This window comes from Acinetobacter sp. MYb10, assembly GCF_002980175.2.
Taxonomy (GTDB): domain Bacteria; phylum Pseudomonadota; class Gammaproteobacteria; order Pseudomonadales; family Moraxellaceae; genus Acinetobacter; species Acinetobacter guillouiae.
In genome coordinates, this window is the sequence record NZ_CP058272.1 from 4,254,339 (window position 1) to 4,277,206 (window position 22,868).

General features: G+C 37.4%; 27 protein-coding genes. 12 read left to right on the forward strand and 15 right to left on the reverse strand.

Annotated elements, in window-relative coordinates; translation table 11 throughout:
• Positions 1-97: 97 nt before the first annotated feature.
• Both CQZ96_RS19800 and CQZ96_RS19805 read left to right on the forward strand, forming a co-directional pair.
• A complete protein-coding gene (locus tag CQZ96_RS19800) occupies positions 98-664 on the forward strand; it encodes a nicotinate-nicotinamide nucleotide adenylyltransferase (RefSeq protein WP_004717215.1) in 567 nt (188 codons plus the stop codon).
• A 62-nt stretch (positions 665-726) separates the two neighbouring features.
• Complete coding sequence (locus tag CQZ96_RS19805; RefSeq protein ID WP_004717213.1) at positions 727-1,290, forward strand: YceI family protein; 564 nt, start codon at positions 727-729, stop codon at positions 1,288-1,290.
• A 92-nt stretch (positions 1,291-1,382) separates the two neighbouring features.
• Here the strand turns inward: CQZ96_RS19805 and CQZ96_RS19810 are convergent, their stop codons facing one another.
• The gene (locus CQZ96_RS19810; RefSeq protein ID WP_105713603.1) at positions 1,383-2,294 is read right to left on the reverse strand and encodes a LysR family transcriptional regulator; all 912 of its coding nucleotides are present in this window, start codon (positions 2,292-2,294) and stop codon (positions 1,383-1,385) included.
• Between the two features lie 97 nt (positions 2,295-2,391).
• Here CQZ96_RS19810 and gstA point away from each other — a divergent pair, with 97 nt between their 5' ends.
• Genes gstA through CQZ96_RS19825 form a run of 3 tightly spaced genes read left to right on the forward strand, consistent with a single transcriptional unit; the run spans position 2,392 to position 3,645 of the window.
• Positions 2,392-2,997, forward strand: coding sequence for a glutathione transferase GstA (gstA, locus tag CQZ96_RS19815; RefSeq protein ID WP_105713604.1), 606 nt, complete (start codon positions 2,392-2,394; stop codon positions 2,995-2,997).
• Between the two features lie 11 nt (positions 2,998-3,008).
• The gene (locus CQZ96_RS19820; protein WP_004717208.1) at positions 3,009-3,209 is read left to right on the forward strand and encodes a 2-hydroxymuconate tautomerase family protein; all 201 of its coding nucleotides are present in this window, start codon (positions 3,009-3,011) and stop codon (positions 3,207-3,209) included.
• 19 nt (positions 3,210-3,228) lie between these two features.
• Positions 3,229-3,645, forward strand: coding sequence for a nuclear transport factor 2 family protein (locus CQZ96_RS19825; protein WP_105713605.1), 417 nt, complete (start codon positions 3,229-3,231; stop codon positions 3,643-3,645).
• A gap of 265 nt (positions 3,646-3,910) precedes the next feature.
• Here CQZ96_RS19825 and CQZ96_RS19830 read toward each other — a convergent pair whose 3' ends face one another.
• Positions 3,911-4,801: a LysR family transcriptional regulator ArgP gene (locus CQZ96_RS19830; protein WP_105713606.1), complete on the reverse strand. Its 891-nt coding sequence runs from the start codon at positions 4,799-4,801 to the stop codon at positions 3,911-3,913.
• Between the two features lie 181 nt (positions 4,802-4,982).
• Here CQZ96_RS19830 and CQZ96_RS19835 point away from each other — a divergent pair, with 181 nt between their 5' ends.
• Positions 4,983-5,582: a LysE/ArgO family amino acid transporter gene (locus CQZ96_RS19835; RefSeq protein ID WP_105713607.1), complete on the forward strand. Its 600-nt coding sequence runs from the start codon at positions 4,983-4,985 to the stop codon at positions 5,580-5,582.
• Between the two features lie 154 nt (positions 5,583-5,736).
• Here the strand turns inward: CQZ96_RS19835 and CQZ96_RS19840 are convergent, their stop codons facing one another.
• The 6 genes from CQZ96_RS19840 to dapD form a co-directional block, all read right to left on the reverse strand.
• The gene (locus CQZ96_RS19840; protein WP_105713608.1) at positions 5,737-6,198 is read right to left on the reverse strand and encodes a peroxiredoxin; all 462 of its coding nucleotides are present in this window, start codon (positions 6,196-6,198) and stop codon (positions 5,737-5,739) included.
• A gap of 9 nt (positions 6,199-6,207) precedes the next feature.
• Positions 6,208-6,900 carry a diphthine--ammonia ligase gene (locus tag CQZ96_RS19845; protein WP_004717197.1) on the reverse strand — a complete coding sequence of 231 codons (693 nt, stop codon included), beginning with the start codon at positions 6,898-6,900 and terminating at the stop codon, positions 6,208-6,210.
• 65 nt (positions 6,901-6,965) lie between these two features.
• Positions 6,966-7,376 (reverse strand): hypothetical protein, encoded by a 411-nt coding sequence (locus CQZ96_RS19850; RefSeq protein ID WP_004717195.1) that lies wholly within the window; start codon positions 7,374-7,376, stop codon positions 6,966-6,968.
• Between the two features lie 13 nt (positions 7,377-7,389).
• A complete protein-coding gene (gene queC, locus CQZ96_RS19855) occupies positions 7,390-8,061 on the reverse strand; it encodes a 7-cyano-7-deazaguanine synthase QueC (protein ID WP_105713609.1) in 672 nt (223 codons plus the stop codon).
• Positions 8,062-8,097: 36 nt separating this feature from the next.
• Positions 8,098-8,808, reverse strand: coding sequence for a 7-carboxy-7-deazaguanine synthase QueE (queE, locus tag CQZ96_RS19860; RefSeq protein ID WP_004717192.1), 711 nt, complete (start codon positions 8,806-8,808; stop codon positions 8,098-8,100).
• A 109-nt stretch (positions 8,809-8,917) separates the two neighbouring features.
• Entirely contained in the window at positions 8,918-9,739 is an 822-nt protein-coding gene (dapD, locus tag CQZ96_RS19865; protein WP_004717190.1) for a 2,3,4,5-tetrahydropyridine-2,6-dicarboxylate N-succinyltransferase, read from the reverse strand.
• Between the two features lie 304 nt (positions 9,740-10,043).
• Between dapD and carO the strand changes: the two genes are divergently transcribed.
• Complete coding sequence (gene carO / locus CQZ96_RS19870; RefSeq protein ID WP_105713610.1) at positions 10,044-10,793, forward strand: ornithine uptake porin CarO; 750 nt, start codon at positions 10,044-10,046, stop codon at positions 10,791-10,793.
• Positions 10,794-10,881: 88 nt separating this feature from the next.
• Here carO and CQZ96_RS19875 read toward each other — a convergent pair whose 3' ends face one another.
• The 7 genes from CQZ96_RS19875 to CQZ96_RS19905 form a co-directional block, all read right to left on the reverse strand.
• Positions 10,882-12,099 (reverse strand): OmpP1/FadL family transporter, encoded by a 1,218-nt coding sequence (locus CQZ96_RS19875; protein ID WP_105713611.1) that lies wholly within the window; start codon positions 12,097-12,099, stop codon positions 10,882-10,884.
• 252 nt (positions 12,100-12,351) lie between these two features.
• Positions 12,352-13,281 (reverse strand): CysB family HTH-type transcriptional regulator, encoded by a 930-nt coding sequence (locus tag CQZ96_RS19880; RefSeq protein WP_004717184.1) that lies wholly within the window; start codon positions 13,279-13,281, stop codon positions 12,352-12,354.
• 55 nt (positions 13,282-13,336) lie between these two features.
• Complete coding sequence (locus CQZ96_RS19885) at positions 13,337-14,398, reverse strand: sulfate/molybdate ABC transporter ATP-binding protein (RefSeq protein WP_004717183.1); 1,062 nt, start codon at positions 14,396-14,398, stop codon at positions 13,337-13,339.
• Between the two features lie 10 nt (positions 14,399-14,408).
• Positions 14,409-15,305 (reverse strand): sulfate ABC transporter permease subunit CysW, encoded by an 897-nt coding sequence (gene cysW / locus CQZ96_RS19890; protein WP_004717181.1) that lies wholly within the window; start codon positions 15,303-15,305, stop codon positions 14,409-14,411.
• On the reverse strand, positions 15,302-16,135 hold the full coding sequence (gene cysT, locus CQZ96_RS19895) for a sulfate ABC transporter permease subunit CysT (protein WP_004717179.1): 834 nt from the start codon (positions 16,133-16,135) through the stop codon (positions 15,302-15,304). Before cysT ends, cysW begins: the two co-directional genes overlap by 4 nt.
• 80 nt (positions 16,136-16,215) lie before the next feature.
• Positions 16,216-16,821 carry an RBBP9/YdeN family alpha/beta hydrolase gene (locus tag CQZ96_RS19900; RefSeq protein WP_105713612.1) on the reverse strand — a complete coding sequence of 202 codons (606 nt, stop codon included), beginning with the start codon at positions 16,819-16,821 and terminating at the stop codon, positions 16,216-16,218.
• A 43-nt stretch (positions 16,822-16,864) separates the two neighbouring features.
• Positions 16,865-17,875 carry a sulfate ABC transporter substrate-binding protein gene (locus CQZ96_RS19905; protein WP_105713613.1) on the reverse strand — a complete coding sequence of 337 codons (1,011 nt, stop codon included), beginning with the start codon at positions 17,873-17,875 and terminating at the stop codon, positions 16,865-16,867.
• 163 nt (positions 17,876-18,038) lie between these two features.
• On the opposite strand from CQZ96_RS19905, the gene pabC reads away from it, so the two are divergent.
• From pabC to CQZ96_RS19930, 5 genes are all read left to right on the forward strand, one after another.
• Complete coding sequence (pabC, locus tag CQZ96_RS19910; RefSeq protein WP_105713614.1) at positions 18,039-18,860, forward strand: aminodeoxychorismate lyase; 822 nt, start codon at positions 18,039-18,041, stop codon at positions 18,858-18,860.
• Positions 18,853-19,914 carry an endolytic transglycosylase MltG gene (gene mltG, locus CQZ96_RS19915; protein WP_105713615.1) on the forward strand — a complete coding sequence of 354 codons (1,062 nt, stop codon included), beginning with the start codon at positions 18,853-18,855 and terminating at the stop codon, positions 19,912-19,914. Before pabC ends, mltG begins: the two co-directional genes overlap by 8 nt.
• 9 nt (positions 19,915-19,923) lie before the next feature.
• Complete coding sequence (tmk, locus tag CQZ96_RS19920) at positions 19,924-20,523, forward strand: dTMP kinase (RefSeq protein ID WP_004717166.1); 600 nt, start codon at positions 19,924-19,926, stop codon at positions 20,521-20,523.
• Positions 20,524-20,981: 458 nt separating this feature from the next.
• Positions 20,982-21,398 (forward strand): PaaI family thioesterase, encoded by a 417-nt coding sequence (locus tag CQZ96_RS19925; RefSeq protein WP_004717165.1) that lies wholly within the window; start codon positions 20,982-20,984, stop codon positions 21,396-21,398.
• Positions 21,399-21,884: 486 nt separating this feature from the next.
• Complete coding sequence (locus CQZ96_RS19930; protein WP_105713616.1) at positions 21,885-22,865, forward strand: hypothetical protein; 981 nt, start codon at positions 21,885-21,887, stop codon at positions 22,863-22,865.
• Positions 22,866-22,868: the final 3 nt, after the last annotated feature.

Below are 22,868 nucleotides of genomic sequence, written 5' to 3' on the forward strand. Positions count from 1 at the left end.
CTATCCTTGCTTTAAAATTTAATTGGATTTTATGCCCTCATTATGTCGCATATTTGAAATTCTGTTGCAACTGATGAGTTCATAAAAAATTACTTTTATGACTTATAAATTTGATTATCTTGTTTATATTGGACGTTTTCAGCCCTTTCATCTCGCGCATATGCAAACCATTAAAATTGCATTACAACAAAGCCAATATGTAATTTTGGCCTTGGGTTCTGCGCAAAATGAACGGAATACTAAAAATCCTTTTCTGGCATCAGAACGGGAACAAATGGTTTTGTCTAATTTTTCTGAAGCGGATCAAAAACGAATCAAATTTGTACATGTTATTGATGTTTATAACGATACTAAATGGGTGGAACTGGTTAAGTCCTTGGTCAATGCTACTGTTCTAGAGACCGATAAGATTGGCTTAATTGGTCACTTTAAAGATGATTCATCTTATTACTTAAAACTATTTCCAGAATGGCAAATGGTTGAGTTGGATAGTTTAGTCGGCTCTATCTCTGCGACCCCGCTACGTGAAGCGTATTATCGTGGTGAAATTTATCAGGTCGAGTTTCCTTTGGGCACAGCTGAGTTTTTAGAGAAATTTCAAAAAACGGAAATTTACCAACAATTAAAGTACAAATACCAAACGCAAGACAAATCAAATCTTTAATGTTTTTTGTGTGCATTGCAATACACTGAATAGAAATATATAGAATATGAATGGAGTATTGCATGCAGTTTAAATCAGTCGCTATAAACGGGGCTTTATTGGGTAGCTTCGTTATTTCGATTTCAAGCTATGCAGCGTCTTGGACATTGACCCCTAATAGTGATGTTGGATTTCATATCGACTCATTGGGTATGAACATTGTCAAAGGGCAGTTTAAACGTGTTCAATCTTCTCTTAACTTTGATACGAGCACTCCGCAAAAGGCATCTACTGAATTTGTGATGGATGTAAATAGCCTAAGCATTAATAAATCTTCCTTGAAAAACATGATTATGGGTGAAGACTTATTTTACGCTGCTAAATATCCTTCCGCTTCTTTTAAAAGTACGGCATTTAAACCGCTTGCTAATAATAAATATCTAATTTCAGGTAATTTAACCTTGCGTAATGTCACTAAGCCTGTAACTTTTAATGCGACAATTAAACCCAATGTAAATAATTCAAAATTGCTGGATTTTAGTTCTACTACAGTCATAAAGCGTAGTGATTTCGGAATGAAAAAAGCTGTGGGTGGCGTTGGAGAAAAAGTGAATATCCAAGTGTCTGGGCAGTGGAAAGCACAATAGAAAATATCAGACCTAGAAAAGATCAAAGATAGAAAAGACCAGGGTGCGTTATTTTTTTAATCTCATCGTTATTTCGAGCCTGTTTTTTAAGTCTAATATTTTAGATGTTCAATTAAAAAATCAATGAATAAGCGGATGTGTCGTTGTTCATATTTATTTTTAGGATAAAGCAGGGAAAATTGTCGTTGAGTACCTGAATATTGTTGTAGGACTTCGACCAGCTTTCCTTGTTTTAAATCATTTTCAATAATAAAACGACAGGTTTGCAATAGGCCACCACCATGTTGAGCTAAGGTAATGGTCGCTAAAATATCTTCACTGCAATTCAAGTGTCCTTGAGTTTGAATCTCTACAACTTCATTTTCAATGAGCATAGACCAAGGCACTTCTTTTCCTGTGCTAGGTAAGATAAATTGAATACATTGATGATGCTGTAAATCGGCAATCTCAGTAGGTGTGCCATGTTTCTTTAAGTATTCAGGAGAGGCGACAATCAGCAAGTCGGCTTTTTCTAAACAACGAGCAATTAAATTGGATTCAGGCACATTACGCCCCCGAATTGCAAGATCAAAACCTTCCGTAATGAAATCTACATTTTTATTGGTGAGCTGTATATCCAAGTTAATTTCCGGGTAAAGCTGCTGAAATTTAGGTAAGAGAGGTAGAACTCTAAAGTGACCAAAAGGTGTTGGTAAACTCATCCGGATTGTTCCAGAAGGTTGAGCTGATTTATTTTTTAATCTTAATTCAACCTCAGCAATTTGTTTGATTGCCTGCTGACATTCTAAGAAATATTCCTCACCCGCTTGGGTTAAACGAACATTGCGTGTTGTTCGATTAAACAGTTGAATTCCTAAGCGACCTTCTAAACGAGCAATTGATCGACTTACCGCTGCGGGTGTTAAACCAGCTTGATAGGCAGCCTTGGAAAAACTTCGCTGTTCTGCAACGAGACAAAATATTTCAACACTACTCAACATTGTTCGTTTGAATGTTGTGTTCATTATATACACCATGTAATAACTGAATTGATATTGTGAGTATTTATTGTTCATGATGTTAAGAATAGCATGAAGTTAAAGCAACTTAAGGAATAAGCAGATGCAACTTTTTTACACAGCGGGTGCATGTTCACTTGCCCCTCATATCGTATTACAAGAAATTAACCAAGACTTTAATTTAGTGAATGTTTCTTTTAAAAATCACCAAACGGAACAAGGTCAGGATTTTTTGAAAATTAACCCGAAAGGTCAAGTGCCATTTTTAATCAGTGATGATGGCTTGCATTTGAGTGAGGGTGCGATCATTAGCCAGTATTTGGCTGAGACTGCTAAACGTAGTGATTTATTACCTACATTTGGCGATTTAAAGCGCTATAAAGTATTGGAGTGGATGAACTACATTAGTTCGGAATTACATAAATCGTATGCACCATTTTTTCAAAAAGGGTTTGATGATACGAGTAAAAATATTTTCAAAGAGAAATTATTAAAACAATACACATGGGTAGATGAGCAAATTCATGATTCAGAAAATCTGTTGGGGCAAGGATTTACCATTGCAGAGATTTACTTATTTGTTGTGACTCGTTGGGCAACATTTATCAATTTGGACTTAAGTCATTTGAAATCTTTACAAGCTTTTATGGAGCAAATGCAACAACATCCATCTGTACAAAAAGCAATGAAAGCTGAAGGTCTTCTTTAGGAGAAACATCCATGCCATATATTCTAATTCAAGTGACAGATGAAGGGGTGACTCAAGCGCAAAAGAAGCAATTGATTCAAGGTGCAACTGAGTTGTTGGTGAATGTGTTGAATAAGGATCCTGCAAAAACATTTGTAGTGATTGATGAAGTGCATACCGACAATTGGGGGGTGGCAGGGCAAACTGTAACAGATATACGCCAAAAATCATAAAGACAATGGAGAGTATATTATGGCTAAAACATTAGAGGATATACAGCAACTTATTCAATTGTATTTTGACGGTTTATACAACTGTGATATTGCTAAATTGCAGCAAATTTTTCACGCTAAAGCATGTTATGTTTCTGCAGTTGAATCGCCACTGGTTATTTTAACGATGTCTGAATATTTTGCTATTGTTGAAAAGCGCATTTCTCCTTCATCTTTAAAGCAAGTAAGAAAAGATAAAATTTGTTCCATTCAAATACTGAGTGAAACTACCGCAGTTGTAAGCTTGGAATGTGTAATTGAACCAAAGTATTTTTATGATGTTTTAACATTGGTTTTTAATGAAAATCGCTGGTGGATTATTTCTAAAGTTTTTCATTATAAATTATTAGGGTCTGATGACAATTCGTCTAAGTTTGCGACTGCGTGTGTTTTTTAGGCGATACTAGGCGCGAAATACGAAATTTAGTCATTCTAAATGAGTAGTTCGTAACGACGTAGCGGCAAAAAACACGCTAGTCCCGAAGGGTTGTGGCTAAAATTATCTCAGCCTACGTTATGAAACTCGAAAATAGTCTCGCTATTCTCTTTGTTTCATGCCTTGCCTGCTCAATTTTAGCCTACAACGCAAGCCATTTATGAAATGTCAACAGACCCTAAAATAAGATACTTTAATTTGGGTCGAGTCGTAGCTTCTAGAAAGCTTAATCCAAAATAGATTGAGTATTACTAATTAAATCCAATGTGAGTTTTTCCAGTTGTTTAGATTGTTGTTTCCAATGATGCCAATATAGATGTAAATCAGTTCTTGCTTTAGGCATGATTTCAAGTAATTGTCCTGTTGCTAATTCTTTTTGAATTTGCATTTTAGGCACCATGCCATAACCTAAATCGAGCAAAATTGCATCCACAAAAGATGTTGCAGAAGGAATAAAGTGGCATGGATAACTGTTTGGCATTAAGCCAAAAACGTGTTGTAAAACTTCGGCATGTACATGGTCTTTATCATTAAAAATAACAGCAGGGATATGCCGTAACGTTTCACGTTGAATGCCATGCTGAAAGTAAGTGTGGATAAAATTCGGTGTAGCAACCATCCTATAAGTCATTTTACCTAAATGAATCGCCTCACAGCCTTTCATTGGTTTCGATTCGGTCGAGATACAGGCATTGACCAATCCCGCTTCAAGAAGGTGATGGGTTTGGGTTTGATCATCAATTTTTAAGTCTATAACAATTTTTTCTGTGAGTAAGGTGTGTTGAATTGTGGGTAATAGCCACGTCACCAATGAATCGGCATTAGCCGCGATATTTAATTTAAAAAATTGTGATTGTGAGCTTTGCCCTTGAAGATTCTGAATTAAATTTTGTTCCATCAAGCGATGATGTTGCAGGAAAAGTAACACTTCCTGACCCGCTAGAGTGACTTTACATGGTCTTTCTCGAATGATCAGCACTTGCCCTAGTTGTTTTTCCAAAGTTTGTAAACGTAGCGTTACAGCTGATGCTGTGATATTTAAACGAATAGCAGCTTGCTCAAAGCTACCTGTTTCGGCAACCGCTAGAAAAGCTTCACTATGCTTACTTTGTAACATGCTGATCCTCTAAAAAAATGGGCGTTTTTTATATAAAGATATGAGTTATTTTAAAAATGTCACATCATGATTAACTAAGAAAAACTTAGCTAAGATGATATTTATTTATAAATACTCATTTAAAGAGATAAGTTTGGATAATAGCACAGTCCATTCAAAACTTTAAAAGTGTAGTTTTAAAATGTTGCAAAGTTATATGCAGGGGTTGGCTGTTGGGTTTAGCCTGATTATTGCAATTGGCGCTCAAAATGCGTTTGTACTCAAACAAGGTTTAAAGAAGCAACATGTATTTTGGGTTTGCGTGGTCTGTGCCGCATCTGACTCGATTTTAATTTTATTAGGTGTACTTGGATTTTCAAAAGTCATTCAAACGCATCCAGAGTTTGTCGATTGGGCAAAATATTTTGGAGCAACGTTTTTATTGGTCTATGGGGCGCAACATTTTCTACAAGCTTTTAGAACATCGACAGGTTTAAAACCGAGTGAAAAAAATGAATCCAAGCTGATGAAAATGCTTCTGATTTGTTTAGCTTTAACTTGGCTTAATCCACATGTTTATTTGGATACAGTGGTTTTAATTGGTTCTATATCGACAAAGTTTGAAACTACCGCACTTTATTTTGCGATTGGTGCAGTAACAGCATCGTGGTTATTCTTCTTTAGCTTAGGTTTTGGTGCACGCTTTTTACTCCCAGTTTTTCAAAATCAACGCGCATGGCAAATATTAGATTTTATTATTGGATTGGTTATGTGGGGAATTGCAATCTCTTTGCTGCTTTGATTGGCATTGTTGGATTAAGTCAGAGTAATGATCTTTTTATGAGGAAAGAGGAAACAATCTATATCGGGCTTGAGGATGTTCTCAATAAGAAGATTTAAAGTCCCTGACACGTTTTAAGTCACGTTAACTTTAAAGCTAGTAGGGACTTTTGCAGTTAAGCTTTTTGTAGTGCTTTTAAGTCTTCTAAAACTTGTTCAGCATGTCCAGCCGCTTTAACTTTACGATACTCTTTAACCAGTTTGCCTTGATGATAAATAAATGTTGAGCGCTCAATCCCCATCACTTGTTTACCATACATATTTTTTTCTTTAATCACATCAAAGTGTTTACATAATACTTCTTCTTTGTCACTGATCAGATTAATGGTCAATGCTTGCTTCTCCGTAAAGTTTTGATGTGCTTTTACAGAGTCACGAGATACACCAATGATGGTGGTATTTAAAGCATCAAATTGATCTTTTATACAAGAGAAACCAACCGCTTGAGTGGTACAGCCAGGTGTAGAATCTTTTGGATAAAAATATAAAACTAACCAATCTGTAGAGAGCTCAGTGAGGTAGATTTCACCCGTAGTCGTTGGGAATTTCTGATTTGGAAGTTGTATTTGTTCAGTCATTGTTTGTCCTTAAATGCTGTTGTGTTTAAGTTCAAGTGCTAAAAAGGCATAATTTTCATGATAGAGAATATCACCTTTATTCAGTAAAAGCGGCTTTTTAAAAATTGGACCATCTATCAGTGTGGTATGAAATTCACCAGCTTCACCACATGGATCAATCCCACGTTCGATTAATTCATCCACAAAATCAGCTGTTAAAACTCTACCCAAATCTTCAACCCGCATACCGAGGTTTAAATTAATCGTCACAATGATGCTGACAAAACCCAGTTGAATAAATTCACCTACAATGTCGAGCCGTGGTTTTTGCCATAATGGCATGCATAACTGTAATTGGCTTTGCTCACAGACAGATTGGTTCCATTGCGCATGTCCAATCAGATCAATATCACCGGTAACAAGTGCTTCTGCACCCAACTGTTTGGCTTGATTGAGAAGATTTACAAATTGATGTTCATAGTCATTCCACGTGGCTGATGCTTTAAGTATAGGTAAACCAATCAGCTCGGCTTGGGCATCAATGATATCAAGTGGCATGGCATGAGAACGAGATCTTTGTCCGTGTTCTTCTAACATGACAATGAGAGCTACGGCTTGCCCACTTTGCAAAGCGTGATATAAAGCCAGGCTACTATCTTTCCCGCCACTATATGAAGCAACAAATTTTTGTTGCTGTATCACAGTATTCCATTGGTCCTGCATATGGTTTTGTATCATCCAATTGTAAAAAGAGCCTGCATGGGCAGGCTCTTTGCAATGAGAAGAAATTATTTCTTCGCTTGTGCAGCTTTCATTGCTTCTTCAGTTAAGGTTTTTAATTTACCTGTTAACTGAGGACCAAAACATGTTTGAAGGTCTTGGTTATTTTTTTGAACGAAAGCAAGTGTTGCTGGGCTTTTCTTTTGGTTAATGGCACTTTGAATTTGCCATTTTTGATCGTTGGTTAACTTACCATCAGATTCAACAGCACAGCTACAGTATTTGCTTACTTCAGCAGACGTTAATTTACCACCTTTAGCTGTTTCTGTTTTACACACGCCAATAAGTGCAGATTTAACATTTGCGCTTTTATAGGCTTGTTGAACTGCATTTGATTCAGCAGCAAAAGCCGTAGATCCCATTAAAGCCGAAGCTGAAAATAAAGCAGAAAGAATAAGACTTGATTTTAAATTTTTCATAAACAGTACCTTGTTATTGCGGTATATAACGTGTTGGGTCTGCAATACCTGCATCCTTAAAACCTTCTTTACGAAGTCGGCAGCTATCACATTTGCCACAAGCACGTCCTTGGTCATCTGCTTGATAGCATGAAACCGTTTGACTATAGTCTACGCCATGTTCGATGCCTAAGCGTATTATATTCGCTTTGGATAAATGTAACAGAGGTGCTTCAAACTTAAGCGGTTTTCCTTCTACGCCTACTTTCGTTGCAAGACGAGCCATGTTAGCAAAGGCCTCGATAAACTCTGGGCGACAATCAGGATATCCTGAATAATCAACAGCATTGATACCAATCACGATTGCTTGAGCATCAAAAACTTCTGCTGCTGCAAGTGCATAAGACAAGAAAATGGTGTTACGTGCTGGAACATAAGTTACAGGAATACCATCTGTTTCATGATCAGGAACATCAATGTTAAGGTCTGTAAGCGCTGAACCACCTAAATTACCTAAATCGATATTAATCACACGATGTTCTACACCTGCACGTTGCGTTAAAGCGCGGGCTGCATCGAGTTCAGTGGTAGAGCGTTGACCATACATAAAACTTAGGGCAATACAGTCATAGTTTGCTTGAGCCCAAGCCAAACACGTCGTTGAGTCTAAGCCACCAGATAATAAGACTACGGCACGAGGGCGCATATCCAACTCTCCAAATATTAATAATTGACGATAAATTTAACGACCAGTTTCATCGTTCCAAAGCAATTTATGTAATTGCAACTGGAAGCGAACAGGGAGATGGTCTTCTAAAATCCATTGTGCTAAATCGCGTGCAAGCTGAGGCAAGCGTGCCGCACCTTTTTCCACTGCAAAAGCAGGAGAAAACCATACTGTGCTGACTTTTTGCGCTAAAGCGTATTGTTCAACTTGCTGTTTAGACCACTCATAGTCTTCACGATTACAAATCACAAATTTGATTTGATCATGTTGAGTTAAATGATCAAGATTGCTGAGTAAATTCCGTGCAACCTCACCCGAAGTTGGGGTTTTTAAATCTAAAACTTTTGAAACACGTGGGTCGACTTTAGAGACATCTAAAGCGCCGCTGGTTTCTAAAGAAACTTCACAACCTAAATCTGCCAAACGTTGCATTAAGGGTAAGGCATTGGGCTGAGCGAGCGGTTCGCCACCTGTGACACAGATATAAGGAGTTTTATAATCTAATGTTGTTTGAATTATTTGGTCAAGCGATTGGCGTTCGCCACCTTCAAAAGAATAGGTGGTATCGCAATAGGTACAGCGTAATGGGCAACCTGTTAAACGAATAAAAACAGTCGGTAAACCCGCAGTGTTGGCTTCACCTTGCAATGAATAAAAAATCTCCGTGATACGCAGCCCCGCAGACGGATCAGAAACAGGAATAGTCGAAGAACGAAGAGAATTCATGAAATTTACCACAGATTACAAAATGAAAAATCTCTACGATCACGATTGACCGTAGAGATGAGAAGCGATTGCTACGCTAGATAACTAAAATTCCACGAGGGAATATAAATTAGTCTTCGCGAAGCAATTCGTTCAAGCTTGTTTTAGCACGCGTTTTAGCATCAACTTTCTTGACAATAATTGCAGCATATAAGCTATATGTACCACATTTAGATGGTAGGCTGCCTGAAACAACGACAGATCCAGCTGGTACACGACCATAATGGATTTCACCTGTTTCACGGTCAAAAATCTTAGTCGATTGACCAATGAATACGCCCATTGAAATAACTGAGCCTTCTTCAACAATCACGCCTTCAACGATTTCAGAACGTGCACCAATAAAGCAGTTATCTTCAATGATTGTTGGGTTTGCTTGAAGTGGTTCAAGAACACCACCAATACCTACACCACCTGAAAGGTGAACATTTTTACCGATTTGAGCGCATGAACCTACAGTCGCCCATGTATCAACCATTGTGCCTTCATCTACATAAGCACCAATGTTTACATAAGAAGGCATCAATACGACATTTTTCGCTTGGAAAGAACCTTTACGCGCAACAGCAGGTGGTACAACACGTACACCAGCAGCTTTAAATTGTTCTTCAGTCCAACCAGTAAATTTAGTCTCTACTTTGTCATAGAAACGAAGATCACATGATTCAATTGGCTTGTTATCGTTTAATTTAAAAGACAATAAAACAGCTTTTTTCAACCATTGGTGAACAATCCATTCACCGTCAATTTTTTCAGCTACACGAAGTGTGCCGTTATCTAAGCCAGCAATGGCTTCTTCAACAGCTTGACGTACGTCAGCAGGACAATCTACTGCTGTAAAGTTGGCACGGTTTTCAAACGCTTGTTCAATGATCGTTGAAAGCTGAGACATGATCTTCCTTCCCAAAAAATTTTAAAAGATTCTACACCAAATTGGACTCAGATTAGATATAAAATCTAGTTTCAATCGAAAAAACTAATCTTATAATTTAAAATAAAACAACCAAATAAGTGAATTGTTAAGTTTTTATTTAATTTATTTCTTTTAAAAACAACAATTAATATCTAATTGTATCAAAAAATAACAAAAAGTAATCAATTTCTCTATTAATTGTGCGGAGAGAATCACATATTATCGTTTCGAGTCCAACACATTAATGATTAAAGAACAAACTCTATTTTTTGAGGAGACATAAATGAAAGTGTTAAAATTATTGGCTGTTACAGCTGCATTATCTGCTTCTGGTTTAGCAATGGCTGATGGGTCTGTTGTTGACCAAGGTTATGCATTTGAAGCAAATAAATTAATCCCTACTGGCGCTCGTCTTGAAGTAGGTACAACTGGTTACGGTGGTGCTTTACTTTGGACTGCAAACCCTTATGTTGGTTTAGCATTGGGTTATAACGGTGGTGATATTTCTTGGTCAGATGATTTGTCTATTGATGGCACTAAATATGACATGGATTTAGACAATAATTTGACTTATTTAAATGCTGAAATTCGCCCATGGGGTGCAAGTGAAAATGCTTTAGCCCAAGGTCTTTATGTTGCAGCAGGTGTTGGTTATGTTGACAGTAAATATGATTTAAAGAAATCTTTACATAACTCAAATGACACTCTGAAAATTGATGGTAAAAACTACTATGCACCAAATGGCAATGGTAGCATCAATGGTAAAGTAGATTACGATAACCAAATTGCTCCATATGTAGGTTTTGGTTGGGCTCCAAAAATCACTAAAAATATTGGTGTATTTGGTGAAGTAGGTGCTTATTACACTGGTAATCCTACAGCGAACTTAAAAGCTGTTGGTTTACAAGAAGTAGGTAGCATTGACCCAACTTCGGGTGCTGATGCAGCCGATCGTTTAGAAAATAAAATTCGTAACGATGACAAATATCAATGGTTACCAGTTGGTAAAGTGGGTGTAAGCTACCACTGGTAATTTATTGATTATCATGTAATAAAAAACGAGCTTCGGCTCGTTTTTTATTTTGAACTTGGTATTTTTGATAGCTGAATTTTTAGATGAATTAAAAGCGATAGCCAACTCGAATTCCATGTGCAAAAGCATCATTATGGCCCACTTCAGATAAACTTGAGTTTTGGACAATTGAAGTATTGGCATCTAAGTTGCTAACTTTTGCTTTATTGAATTTAAAATATTTAACACCATAAGAAATAAAGCTCTGAGGATTGATGTTATATAAAGCACCCAAGCCTAAAGCATAAAAACCATCTGAAGGATTCAGTGTTCCAGCGGGATTAGCATTGCCTGAGTCCCATGAAATATCTGTAGTGGCAACCCATTGTTGTGAAAATACATGTGCAAGCCCAAGCTTTGCAGACCATTGATCCTTGTTATAATCAATCAGATTAAAAGGTTTGATGAGTTCAGGGTATTGTTCTGCAGCAATCTTAACCACTGCACCAAATTGTCTAGGTTGAATTTCAAAATCTTTCCAATTGACCCACCTCAAATTGCCATAAAGAATATTCGATGGAGTTAAACCTGTTTGAAGATCCAGATTGACGGATTGAGGTGTGGTGATTTGTGTTTTAGCGAAAGGAATAATACTTAAAGTTTGCTCTGCAACATCTTCAGTGATTACCGACTGATGATTGATCTTGGAACGATAGGTAATCGCAGTTTTTACCGCATACTCCGGAATTTGATAACTTAAACCTGCAAGCCAACCATGACCTGAACTTTGTTTTAGCTGTGCATGATAGCCACTCATCGCTGAATAGTTCGCTCCAAAGACTTTGAGTTCGCCCTCGAACTGTTGATAAATGCCACCAGCGTATATATTCCAATTCGCACTAGGCTGATAACCCAATAACATCGAAAGATTTTGGCTTTTAAAATTAAATTGACCAGCTTCTAAAAGCTGCTTTCCAGCATAGCTTTGCGGGCGATATTCATAACTAAGATCCACACCATAAGGCTGATCATAAATCAGCCCAAATGAAAGTTGTGGGGCAATTTGTAGTTTTGCAGCAGCATTGACAAAATGGTAGTTATTTACAAGATTTCCCGTTGAAAAATCTTGAACGCCGAGTTGTTTGAATTGCTCATGTTGAGGTAGTTGCCCTGAAACATCTGCATAGAGCTCTGCATAAGACAATTCTACATAATGATTCGGTTCTAAAAAAGCAAGGATAGACTGGTCAGATTTCTCCATACCTGCGGCATGGCTAAAAAGAGGAACAAAGCTTCCAAGGGTTAAGCCCCAAGCAATAGAATTCATTCATTCCCCCCGAAATAAATTGATCAGTGATAAAGATAAGACTAAATTTTATACTAAAAAGGCATGCTTATATTAAAATATTAAATAAAATCAAATAGATTAATTATTCTTAAGAGTTTGTGTTTTATTTTTAAATGATAAAAAGAGAGCCGTAGCTCTCTATCTTTGATCGTCATGACTATTTGATGGTTTATTTATTGACGATTTATTCCTCGATGACTTAATTTCTTTCTTAATCATTTATCTCAAAGTTTAATCATCAGGATAGGCAATTTTTTTCAATGCTTTGATATCGGCTTCTGGAGAGCAGAGTGAAATAAACTCATAGCCATAGCCACGAAGTAAGTGCCCTTTACGAACCGCAATCCATGTCGTATTTAAACCAAAAATATCAGTATCGATTTGTTTTAGACGTTTATCGCGTTCTGTGTCATAAGCGACATCATTGACAATACCGACACCCATTCCCAGTTCAACATAGGTTTTGATCACATCGGCATCCAGTGCTGACATGACGATATCTACATCTAAATTGGCATCTTCAAATGCTTTATCAATTTTAGAACGTCCTGTAAAACCACCGTGGTAGGTGATAATTGGAAATTCAGCCAATTTTTCTAAGGTAATCTCTTTAGGATTAAGCTTAGTCAGTGGGTGATCTTGTGGCGTGATAATACTGTGTTTCCAGTTATAGAAAGATACACTGCCCAAATTATCTTCAGTGGTTAGTGATTCAGTTGCAATACCGATATCAGCCAAACCAAGCAATAACATTTCAGAGATTTCAACAGGACTGGCTTGTTGCAAAATCAAATGAACTTTGGGAAATGCTTTTTTAAATAAATTGACAATCGGTGGTAACACATAACGTGCTTGTGTATGTGTTGTTGCGATTGTAAGCGTACCTTCATCAACTTTATTAAAATCATCAGCAAGACGTTTAATATTGTCAGCATCAATAAGCATGCGTTCAACAATACTCAACAATGCTTGACCAGGTTCTGTCAAACCTAATAACCGTTTGCCTTTACGAACAAACAGCTGTACACCCAATTCATCTTCTAAATCTTTAATATGCTTACTGACACCAGATTGTGAAGTATAAAGTGCAGCAGAGGCTTCGGTTAAGTTGTAATTTTGACGAACTGTTTCTCGGATAATTCGTAATTGTTGAAAGTTCATGATGTTCGATACCTCAAATGTGGATGAATAGGGGTAATATTCATCCTGTCGTCGATTACGCGACTTGATTTTCAAATAGGTGAAGTGTAGATGCACTTACCCAAACTGTTTGATTTGGTCGATATTGATGTAATTTTGCTTCATCAGGATTTAAAGCAATTTCAATCAGTTGTCCTTGACGATCTTGTAACTCTGCCATGACTTTACCCGCAATCCACAACTCACGTAAGAAGGTTGCTTGAATTGTATTTTCAGTCGGTTGCGTGTGAATTTTTAATTCATTTGGGCGGGCAAAGGCAATCACTTTACCATTGGCAGTTTGTGTAGCCGAAGGCAGTTGGATGCGATCTTCACCAATTTGAATGATGCCTTGATGGTTTTCACCTTCAAAACGGTTTGCTTGACCTAAAAAGTCAAATACAAACGGAGTTGCTGGTTTTTCATAAACTTCACGCGGTGAACCAATTTGTTCAATATCACCTTTGTTCATCACCACGATTTGATCAGCAACTTCTAAGGCTTCTTCTTGGTCATGGGTTACAAAGATTGACGTGATATGTAATTCATCATGTAAAGTCCGTAACCAACGGCGTAATTCTTTACGTACTTTGGCATCCAATGCACCAAAAGGTTCATCTAAGAGCAATACACGTGGTTCAACAGCCAAGGCACGTGCCAATGCAATACGTTGACGTTGACCACCAGACAATTGCGCTGGATAACGATCTGCTAAGAAACCAAGTTGTACCAAATCCAATAAACGGGTAACACGTTTTTTGATTTCAGTTTCATTTGGTCGAGTCGCCTTTGGACGAACACGTAAACCAAATGCAACATTGTCATAAACAGTCATATGACGGAACAGTGCGTAATGCTGAAATACAAAACCAACTTGACGTTCACGTACGTGAATATTGGTTGCATCTGTACCTTCAAGGATAACTTGTCCTCTATCCGTTGATTCCAAACCAGCAATAATACGCAGTAATGTGGTTTTACCACAGCCAGAAGGACCAAGCAGGGCAACCAGTTGACCTTCTGGAAAATCTAGCGATATGTTTTTAAGTGCATGGAATGCACCGAAGTTTTTTTCAATATTTTTAACTTGAATACTCATGTGCAATTCCTTAAGAAACAGTTGATTCTTTACTTTCGCGATCTTGTTTTTCTTGGCGATATTCAACCCATGTTTTTAAAATCAAGGTAATGATGGCCAAAAATGCTAACAATGTTGAGACGGCAAAAGCAGCACTAATCGAATTTGGTTCGTTATATAAAATTTCAATATGCAACGGCAAGGTATTGGTTTCACCACGAATATGGCCTGAAACCACAGATACTGCACCGAATTCACCCATGGCACGTGCATTACACAAAATCACGCCATAAATGAGACCCCATTTAATATTTGGAATGGTAATTTTCCAAAAGGTTTGCCAACCCGAAGCACCGAGCACAATTGCAGCTTCTTCTTCTTCTGTTCCTTGTGCTTCCATCAATGGAATTAATTCACGTGCAACAAAAGGAACAGTAATAAATACAGTTGCGAGGATAATGGCCGGTGTCGCATAGAGGATTTTAATATCATGTTCAATTAACCATGATCCAATCCAACCTTGTGAGCCAAAGATCAAAACCAGCATTAAACCAGCAATGACGGGTGAGACTGAAAATGGTGTATCAATAATGGTGGTTAAAAATGATTTTCCACGGAAATTAAACTTGGCAACACACCATGCTGCTGTAACACCAAAAATCACATTCAAAGGTACTGCAATGGCTGCAGTCAATAATGTGAGTTTGACCGCAGACAGGGTATAAGGATCAACCAGTGATGCAAAGTAGACTTGAATCCCTTGTTTAAATGCTTCAACAAAAATAAGCACCAACGGTAGAATTAAGCAGCCTAAAAAGAAAATCAGACCAATAATTAGTAGGGTATTACGTACCCAGGCAGGTTCACGTGTCGCATCACGAGATTGCAGTTTTTCAGCCAAAGCATTGCTGTTGGTATTTAAGCTCATCGTGCGGTTCTCCCTGTACGGCGACTTGCCCAAGCTTGTACCAAGTTAATCAGGAACAAGATAAAGAAAGAAATCACCAGCATCACCACTGCAATTGTCGTCGCACCTGCATAATCATATTCTTCAAGACGGGTAATGATCATTAACGGAGCAATTTCAGTTTCGTAAGGAATATTGCCTGCAATAAAGATGACCGAACCATATTCACCTACACCGCGAGCAAATGCCAATGCAAAGCCAGTCAGTAATGCTGGAAATAAAATCGGTAAAATGATTCTTGTCACGATCTGAAAACGATTTGCACCCAATGCAGAAGCGGCTTCTTCTAGCTCAGTTTCAAGATCACTTAAAACTGGCTGTACTGTACGAACCACAAAAGGAATACCAATAAAAATTAAAGCAAGCGTAATACCTAGTGAGGTATAGGCAATTTTAATCCCTAAAGGCTCGAGCAAGTGACCAATCCAACCTGTTGATGCATATAAAGAGGTTAACGCAATACCTGCGACCGCTGTAGGTAATGCAAAGGGTAAGTCCACCAATGCATCTACTATACGTTTACCAGGAAATGAATAACGGACTAAGCACCAAGCCAATAAAAAGCCGAAAATGACATTGATCAAGGCTGCAATCAGGGCGGTGGTAAAACTGAGCTGTAATGATTTTAAAATACGTTCAGAGCTCAAGATTTCCCATAAACCATCCCAACCTACGCCTAATGATTTTATGAATACGGCAGACAGTGGTATCAGTACGATTAATGATAGATACGCTAGGGTGAAGCCTAGTGAAAGACCAAAACCTGGCAGCACTCGGGATCGCTGCGACATGATGACTCCTCAAAAGAGAGAAAGCTTATTGAAATCAATAAGCAAATTTAAAACGATTTTGCAAGCTTAAAAGGCAATGATTAAATTGCAAATTTAAATAACAACTTGTTGTCATCAGTATTACTGATAAAGAAGTTTTGCTTATCAAAAATTAAATGATCATAAATTTCAGGAAAGTGTCCAAAGCCTGATGCAACATTGATATGCCCAACCTGACCTAAATTTCGAGGCCTAATTTTCCACGCTTTCGCAAGCTTCTGTGCATCTTCAAAATTTAACCAAGGATCATTTTCAGAAATAATCATTTCAGCAGGGACCGTAATTTTCAACTCATGAAAATAAGCTTCATAGTCACCGATACTGTTTCGAGCAAAACCAGCCTCACCAAAACGTGCTGGATTAGCTGGTGCAACTAAAATAATTTTTCTTACTTTAGCTACAATTTCAGGATGCTGAGCCAAAGCAGCAACCGTGGTTAAACATCCGAAACTATGTGCAACAATTTGAACAGGTTGCGTAGCATTGACGACAGTCGCAACAAATTGGGCAATCCAGTCTTTAAGAATAGGTAAGTTCCAATCCTGTTGTTGTACGCGCGAGCAAGACATGAGTTCACGTTGTAATTTAGATTGCCAGTGATCGTAATCACTACCACCAACGCCTGGAACAATAATTGTATGAATCATGTCTATGCTCCTGTTTCCTTTCGCTTAAGTTTATTTTAAACAGTTATTTGCTGCTTGCATTGGTTTTTACGATTTGATCAAAAACACCATTATTTTCAAAATGTTGCTTTTGAACTTTAGTCCAACCACCAAACTCTTTATCAATTGTGACCAATTTTAACGGTTTGAATGTTGTCGAATACTTTTGCAAAATTGCTGCATTACGCGGACGGTAGAAGTTTTTCGCTGCAATGTCTTGACCAGCAGGTGAATACAGATAATTTAAATATGCTTTTGCTAAGTTTAAGTTACCGTCTTTTTCAGCATTCTTTTCAACAATTGCGACAGGTGGTTCTGCCAAGATCGATAGTGATGGGGTAATGATTTCAAATTTACCTGGTTGTTCACGTGTAGATAAATACGCTTCATTTTCCCAAGCCAATAACACATCACCAATGCCGCGTTCTGCAAATGTCGTCGTAGAACCACGTGCACCAGAATCGAGTACTTTAGTTTGTTTATAAATTTGACGTACAAACTCTTGTGCTTTTGCGTCTGAACCATATTTATGTTTTGCCCAAGCCCATGCTGCTAAATAGTTCCAGCGTGCTCCACCTGAAGTTTTAGGGTTTGGTGTTACAATTTCTACACCTGGTTTTACCAAATCGCCCCAGTCTTTGATGCCTTTCGGGTTACCTTTACGGACGAGGAAAACGATTGTTGATGTGTACGGTGTAGAGTTTTGTGGGAATTTCTTCTGCCAGTCTTTTGGCAATAAATTTGTATTTTGTGCAATCGCATCGATATCTGCGGCCAATGCTAAAGTCACAACATCTGCTTGCAAACCATCAATAACCGCACGCGCTTGTTTACCAGAGCCACCATGTGATTGTTTAAACTGGATGTCTTGACCAGTTTTAGATTTCCAAAACGTTGCAAATTGTTTGTTAAAATTATCGTACAATTCTCGTGTTGGATCATAAGATACATTTAAAAAATCTTTTGCAGCAACGCTGAAAGATGTGGTTGAGATCAGTACTGCTGCCACAGCGAATTTAAGTTTAGAGAACTGCATTTTTTTGCCCCATTTAATTCTGAAGTTCGGTAAGATGGAGTGAGCATAACGCTAGTCTTTATCCATAAAAAATAATAAAAAACGAATTTTATATGAATAAAAGAGAAAAAGAAAATGCTTATATTGCTTATAGTATTCGTGCAAAGCCATAGGAAATTGCTTAATGATCTGTTTTAAAAATGCTCAATTTGTTGATTCTATTTCACTTTTAGATCGAGCATTTCATTATGGAGATGGTTGTTTTACCACAGTACGATTACATCAAGATGTTATGGAGTTGGAACTTTTACATCGTGCTCGATTGAAGTTGGCGGCTGAACGTTTATTTTTAGATGTGAATTTTGAGTTATTGGATCAGACGCTACAATGTTTAAGACAAAAAAATGGAATATTAAATGGCACATTGAAGGTCATCATTAGTCGGGGTGATGGTGATCGTGGTTATGCGATGCCTGAGCATGAGGCCGATCTTTATGTGGTTTATTATCCAAAAACAACTGCATGCTTTCAGCCTGAATTAATTCACAGTGGTGTATTAGATCAAGCGATTGGCTTATTGATGCCGAATTTAGTGGGTTTAAAAACCTTAAACCGTTTAGAACAAGTGTTGCTGAAAAAAGAAGCTCAGGCAAAAGGTTGGTTAGAAGCATTAGTCACAGATGTACAAGGTTCAGTTGTTGAAGGTGTGAGCAGTAATTGTTTTATTCGGATAAACAATAGATGGATTACGCCTGAACTTCGTTATAATGGTGTACATGGTGTGATGCGTGCCGAAATTTTGTCACGGATGCAACATTATGGTGTCACCTGTGAACAGCGTTTTATCGATATGGATGAAATTCGACATTTTCAAAGCCTGTTCTTTTGCAATGCCCTCAGTCCAATGAAAGTGGTCGAAACGTTGAATCATCAACATCTAGACACTCAATCCTGTGTTGAGTTATTTAATATTTTAAATTTAAGTCAGTTTAATTCTCATGCCTAAAACCAAACCTAAGCCAAAATCTAAAAAGAAAACTCAAGCCCAAGTGAGCAATAACATCTATAAAGGCATTGCGATCGTTCTGGTTGTTTTTTTGATCATGACTGCAATCATTTTAAAAATGAGTATTTTTAAAGCGTATCCAGTGACGGGTCAAAAACAAAAGCTGTCTATTTCAAATGGTGAAACCTATACCGGTTTTATTGATCAATTGGCCAAAGAAGATAAGGTCAGTTTTCCAATCATTCTTAAGCTTTATCGGAAAATTTTCATTCATGACACCATGAAAGCTGGTGTGTATGAAGTCACTAAAGGTATGAATGTACGCCAAGTATTAGAAATGGTTTCTAATATTGAAAATGCCCAGATGAGTCGACTTTTGGTGATAGAAGGGACGACAACGAAGCAATTAATTCAGTCATTAAAAAAAGATCCATTGGTTGAAAAATCGGTGATTCAGCTTCCGAGTGGTGAAATGCTGAAAGCCTTAAATATTCCTTATGATCACCCAGAAGGTTTATTTGCACCTGATACTTATTTCTTTGATAAAGGTGCAACGGATAAGCAAATCTTGACTGACCTGTACCAACGTCAAATGAAAATTTTAGATGAAGCTTGGGAAAAACGCGCGCCAGATTTACCTTATAAAAATAAATATGAAGCCTTAATCATGGCATCGATTATTGAAAAAGAAACCAGTGTAGGCAGCGAGTTACGTCAAGTTTCAGGTGTGTTCTATCGTCGTTTAAAACTGGGCATGCGTTTACAAACCGATCCTACCGTGATTTATGGGATGGGTGATAAATATACGGGTAAGATTTCAAAGCAGGATTTACGTACTCCGACTGCTTATAATACATATACGATCAATGGTTTACCGCCAACACCGATTGCTTTACCCAGTAAAAAAGCCATTGAAGCAACAATGCATCCAGATAACTCTGAAAACATTTACTTTGTTGCCACAGGTAATGGTGGGCACAAATTTACAGCCAATCTGAATGATCATAATCGTGCAGTGCAAGAATATATTCAAGTTATGCGGTCTAAGAATTAAGGAATGAGCATGTTTATAAGTTTTGAAGGTACTGAAGGTGTAGGAAAAACCACGCTCATTCAAAAGTTATTTGATTACTTTCAACAACAAGGTCAACAGGTTGTTTTAACACGTGAGCCTGGTGGTACGCCTTTAGCTGAACAAATCCGTTCATTATTGCTGTCTGTTAATCATGAAGAACAGATGAGTAATGACACTGAGTTATTGCTGATGTATGCAGCACGAGCACAACATTTGGCAGCTGTGATTTTACCTGCCTTGGCAGAGGGCAAGATTGTACTGTGTGACCGTTTTGTCGATTCAAGTTTTGCTTATCAATGTGCAGGTCGCGGGTTAAGTCGAGAGAAGTTACAACTGCTCAATGAAAATTTTGTCTCTAAAATGCCAGATATTACTTTTTGGTTGGATGCGCCAATTGAATTGGGAATGAACCGTGCACGTGCACGTGGTGCCTTAGATCGCTTTGAACAAGAAAAAGTGGTGTTTTTTGAATCGGTACGCAGTGGTTTTTCTGAAATTCATTTGCGTGATTCTCAACGAATGAAACGTTTAGATGCGACTCAAGCACCAGAGCAAGTATTTGCTGAGGCGTTGAACTACTTAAAATAAATACCAATCAATCCTCTACATAAGTGAAATTGAGCAATTTATTCTGTTGATTTGAACGATAAAGGGGCTGTTGGCATTTCATAAATGGCTTGCGTTGTAGACTAAAATTGAGCATGAGACGTATACGTCGTAAAGCATGAATGAGAATAGCGAGACTATTTTCGAGTTTCATAACGTAGACTGAGATAATTTTAGTCACAACCCTGAGCAAGAACAAAGCACTGCTTTGTTTGCAGCGCAAGGCGCAGCGGGGGACTAGAGTGTTTTTTGCTGCTACATGTTACCTTGCGAAACGATGTTTCTCATTATTTAGAATGACTAAATTTCGTATTTCGTGCCTAGTATTGCCTAAAAAACACTTATAGTCGCAAACATAGACGAATTGTCAACAGCCCCTAGTGTTTTGGACCGAAAAAGTCTTTATATTGTTTTAGGTCAAGGATATAAAGACTTTAATTATGAAAAGCTCGAAAGCTGAAATCGTAGAATTCTTACAGCAATTTTTTTCACCTAGCTTACAACGTTGTGAAATTGAAGAAGTAACCGAAAAAGGGGCTTCTTTGGTTTGGCATGTCAGTGATCAAGATATACGACCAGGTGGAACTGTTTCAGGTCCAACCATGATGGCCTTGGCCGATTTTGCACTCTATGTTGCGATTATGGGTGAAATTGGTTTAGTTGGTTTGACGGTTACGACCAATATGAATATTAATTTTTTACGCAAGCCAACGGGTGGTGTTGATATTCGTGGCGTATGTAAATTGATGAAAGTGGGTAAAGCTTTAATTGTAGGTGAGGTCTGGATTTATTCTTTAGGTTCGGATGATCCTGTTGCACATGTGACAGGAACTTATTCTGTTCCACCACAAAAATAAAGCATTTAGGGATTTTAAAAATGCGTATTGGGTGAATTTTTTTAATCCCTGCTGTATTTCCTGATGGTGTTTTAATAATCACTATTTTTAGTGATGGTTAAATTGTTTTGATTATCAAGCTATATTCTTGGTTATAGCGTCATTAACAATAGACTTCTTACGTTAGTCCTTTTTAAAGCCATAGATCATCATAAAATCCCCCTCATCCTAGCCTTCTCCCAAAGGGAGAAGGGACTTTCAATACCAATCTGATTCACTCAACATGGTCATTTTTTGATTTATGAAAGATCTTTAATGGATACTTAGATCATGTATGGGCATGGAATCATGAATATCAAAAACAATAATAAATAATCAATTGTATTGATTGATATAGATGCAATTACAACTTGAGTGATATATTGAGTTCTGCAAGGGATAATGCTAATTTATTCATAATAAATAGTTTATTTTGAAAATTAATATAGATTAAATGGAATAAAGAATATGTCATCAGGTCATGAAGTCGTAGATTTGTTTAAGGAACAGGTTTTTCCTTTATCAGATAAATTGACGGAGATGTTGAATGAACACTATTCACATCAAACTGAACGCCGTGGTTGCGGTTATACGCAGGCTACACGCGTATTGGCTGAGTACATTAATTTTCCGCGTGATCAAGTTGAAGCAACTGATTTAAAAATATTTAAAGATTATGATTTTAAGAAATTAAAAAAAATTCTTGAGCAAAAAAATGCTTATGGTTTAGATATCGATGATTGGCATAACTTAGATCAAAATAAATCGATTCAAAATTTTCTTATTCAAGCCAAAGATGATGAGTTTAAAGCCTTAGTTGAACAAGAAGTTGCAATCCAAGCAAACTTAAGACGCTTATCGCAACAAGCACAATTAGAAGAAAGTCATGTGATTTGCGCTATGTTGGAAGATGTGATTTTACCCAAAACAGCAGATGAAACAGGTTATGTTGAAATTGCGACACTAGACGGTAAGCCTAAAGTGGGTTCATGTCCAATGGCAGAAGCATTTTTCTTAAAGATTGCCCATCGTTCGATGTTAAGACAAGGCTCAATCAATATTTTTGTAGATGATCAAAATCGTCCTCTGTTGATTGAAAAAATGAACATGGGGGATAATCATTCCTGTATAAATTTACAACCTTTATTGATGAATGGAATTCGTATTCCGATTGGTTCTTTATTTTCTGTCGATTATGATATTGAACAAATTACCAACAAAGTCCCCAATCAAGAGTTTAAAGGCTATATTATTCCCTATAAAGAGATTCAAGGTTTTTGGTTTTTGCGATTAACCACTTTAGCCATTTCACCTGAGAATCGACAAAGGGCATTTACGACACATTTTGAACAACAAGTGAATAATGGACTTTTTAGTCCTGACACAACACTTATAAAACAACTCAATGATGTTGCAAAATCACAATTGAGAGCACTCAGTCTCGGATAGCTT

Bases quoted from the DNA above. Each gene is read 5' to 3' on its own strand.
- queC (WP_105713609.1), bottom strand. From the start codon at position 8,061: ATGCGCCCTCGTGCCGTAGTCTTATTATCTGGTGGCTTAGACTCAACG.
- CQZ96_RS19845 (WP_004717197.1), bottom strand. From the start codon at position 6,900: ATGCAGGACCAATGGAATACTGTGATACAGCAACAAAAATTTGTTGCT.
- carO (WP_105713610.1), top strand. From the start codon at position 10,044: ATGAAAGTGTTAAAATTATTGGCTGTTACAGCTGCATTATCTGCTTCT.
- gstA (WP_105713604.1), top strand. From the start codon at position 2,392: ATGCAACTTTTTTACACAGCGGGTGCATGTTCACTTGCCCCTCATATC.
- CQZ96_RS19925 (WP_004717165.1), top strand. From the start codon at position 20,982: ATGAAAAGCTCGAAAGCTGAAATCGTAGAATTCTTACAGCAATTTTTT.
- CQZ96_RS19905 (WP_105713613.1), bottom strand. From the start codon at position 17,875: ATGCAGTTCTCTAAACTTAAATTCGCTGTGGCAGCAGTACTGATCTCA.
- CQZ96_RS19800 (WP_004717215.1), top strand. From the start codon at position 98: ATGACTTATAAATTTGATTATCTTGTTTATATTGGACGTTTTCAGCCC.
- CQZ96_RS19900 (WP_105713612.1), bottom strand. From the start codon at position 16,821: ATGATTCATACAATTATTGTTCCAGGCGTTGGTGGTAGTGATTACGAT.
- pabC (WP_105713614.1), top strand. From the start codon at position 18,039: ATGATCTGTTTTAAAAATGCTCAATTTGTTGATTCTATTTCACTTTTA.
- tmk (WP_004717166.1), top strand. From the start codon at position 19,924: ATGTTTATAAGTTTTGAAGGTACTGAAGGTGTAGGAAAAACCACGCTC.
- CQZ96_RS19835 (WP_105713607.1), top strand. From the start codon at position 4,983: ATGTTGCAAAGTTATATGCAGGGGTTGGCTGTTGGGTTTAGCCTGATT.
- CQZ96_RS19875 (WP_105713611.1), bottom strand. From the start codon at position 12,099: ATGAATTCTATTGCTTGGGGCTTAACCCTTGGAAGCTTTGTTCCTCTT.
- cysT (WP_004717179.1), bottom strand. From the start codon at position 16,135: ATGTCGCAGCGATCCCGAGTGCTGCCAGGTTTTGGTCTTTCACTAGGC.
- CQZ96_RS19810 (WP_105713603.1), bottom strand. From the start codon at position 2,294: ATGAACACAACATTCAAACGAACAATGTTGAGTAGTGTTGAAATATTT.
- CQZ96_RS19825 (WP_105713605.1), top strand. From the start codon at position 3,229: ATGGCTAAAACATTAGAGGATATACAGCAACTTATTCAATTGTATTTT.
- CQZ96_RS19840 (WP_105713608.1), bottom strand. From the start codon at position 6,198: ATGACTGAACAAATACAACTTCCAAATCAGAAATTCCCAACGACTACG.
- cysW (WP_004717181.1), bottom strand. From the start codon at position 15,305: ATGAGCTTAAATACCAACAGCAATGCTTTGGCTGAAAAACTGCAATCT.
- CQZ96_RS19830 (WP_105713606.1), bottom strand. From the start codon at position 4,801: ATGTTACAAAGTAAGCATAGTGAAGCTTTTCTAGCGGTTGCCGAAACA.
- dapD (WP_004717190.1), bottom strand. From the start codon at position 9,739: ATGTCTCAGCTTTCAACGATCATTGAACAAGCGTTTGAAAACCGTGCC.
- CQZ96_RS19820 (WP_004717208.1), top strand. From the start codon at position 3,009: ATGCCATATATTCTAATTCAAGTGACAGATGAAGGGGTGACTCAAGCG.
- CQZ96_RS19885 (WP_004717183.1), bottom strand. From the start codon at position 14,398: ATGAGTATTCAAGTTAAAAATATTGAAAAAAACTTCGGTGCATTCCAT.
- CQZ96_RS19880 (WP_004717184.1), bottom strand. From the start codon at position 13,281: ATGAACTTTCAACAATTACGAATTATCCGAGAAACAGTTCGTCAAAAT.
- mltG (WP_105713615.1), top strand. From the start codon at position 18,853: ATGCCTAAAACCAAACCTAAGCCAAAATCTAAAAAGAAAACTCAAGCC.
- CQZ96_RS19805 (WP_004717213.1), top strand. From the start codon at position 727: ATGCAGTTTAAATCAGTCGCTATAAACGGGGCTTTATTGGGTAGCTTC.
- queE (WP_004717192.1), bottom strand. From the start codon at position 8,808: ATGAATTCTCTTCGTTCTTCGACTATTCCTGTTTCTGATCCGTCTGCG.
- CQZ96_RS19930 (WP_105713616.1), top strand. From the start codon at position 21,885: ATGTCATCAGGTCATGAAGTCGTAGATTTGTTTAAGGAACAGGTTTTT.
- CQZ96_RS19850 (WP_004717195.1), bottom strand. From the start codon at position 7,376: ATGAAAAATTTAAAATCAAGTCTTATTCTTTCTGCTTTATTTTCAGCT.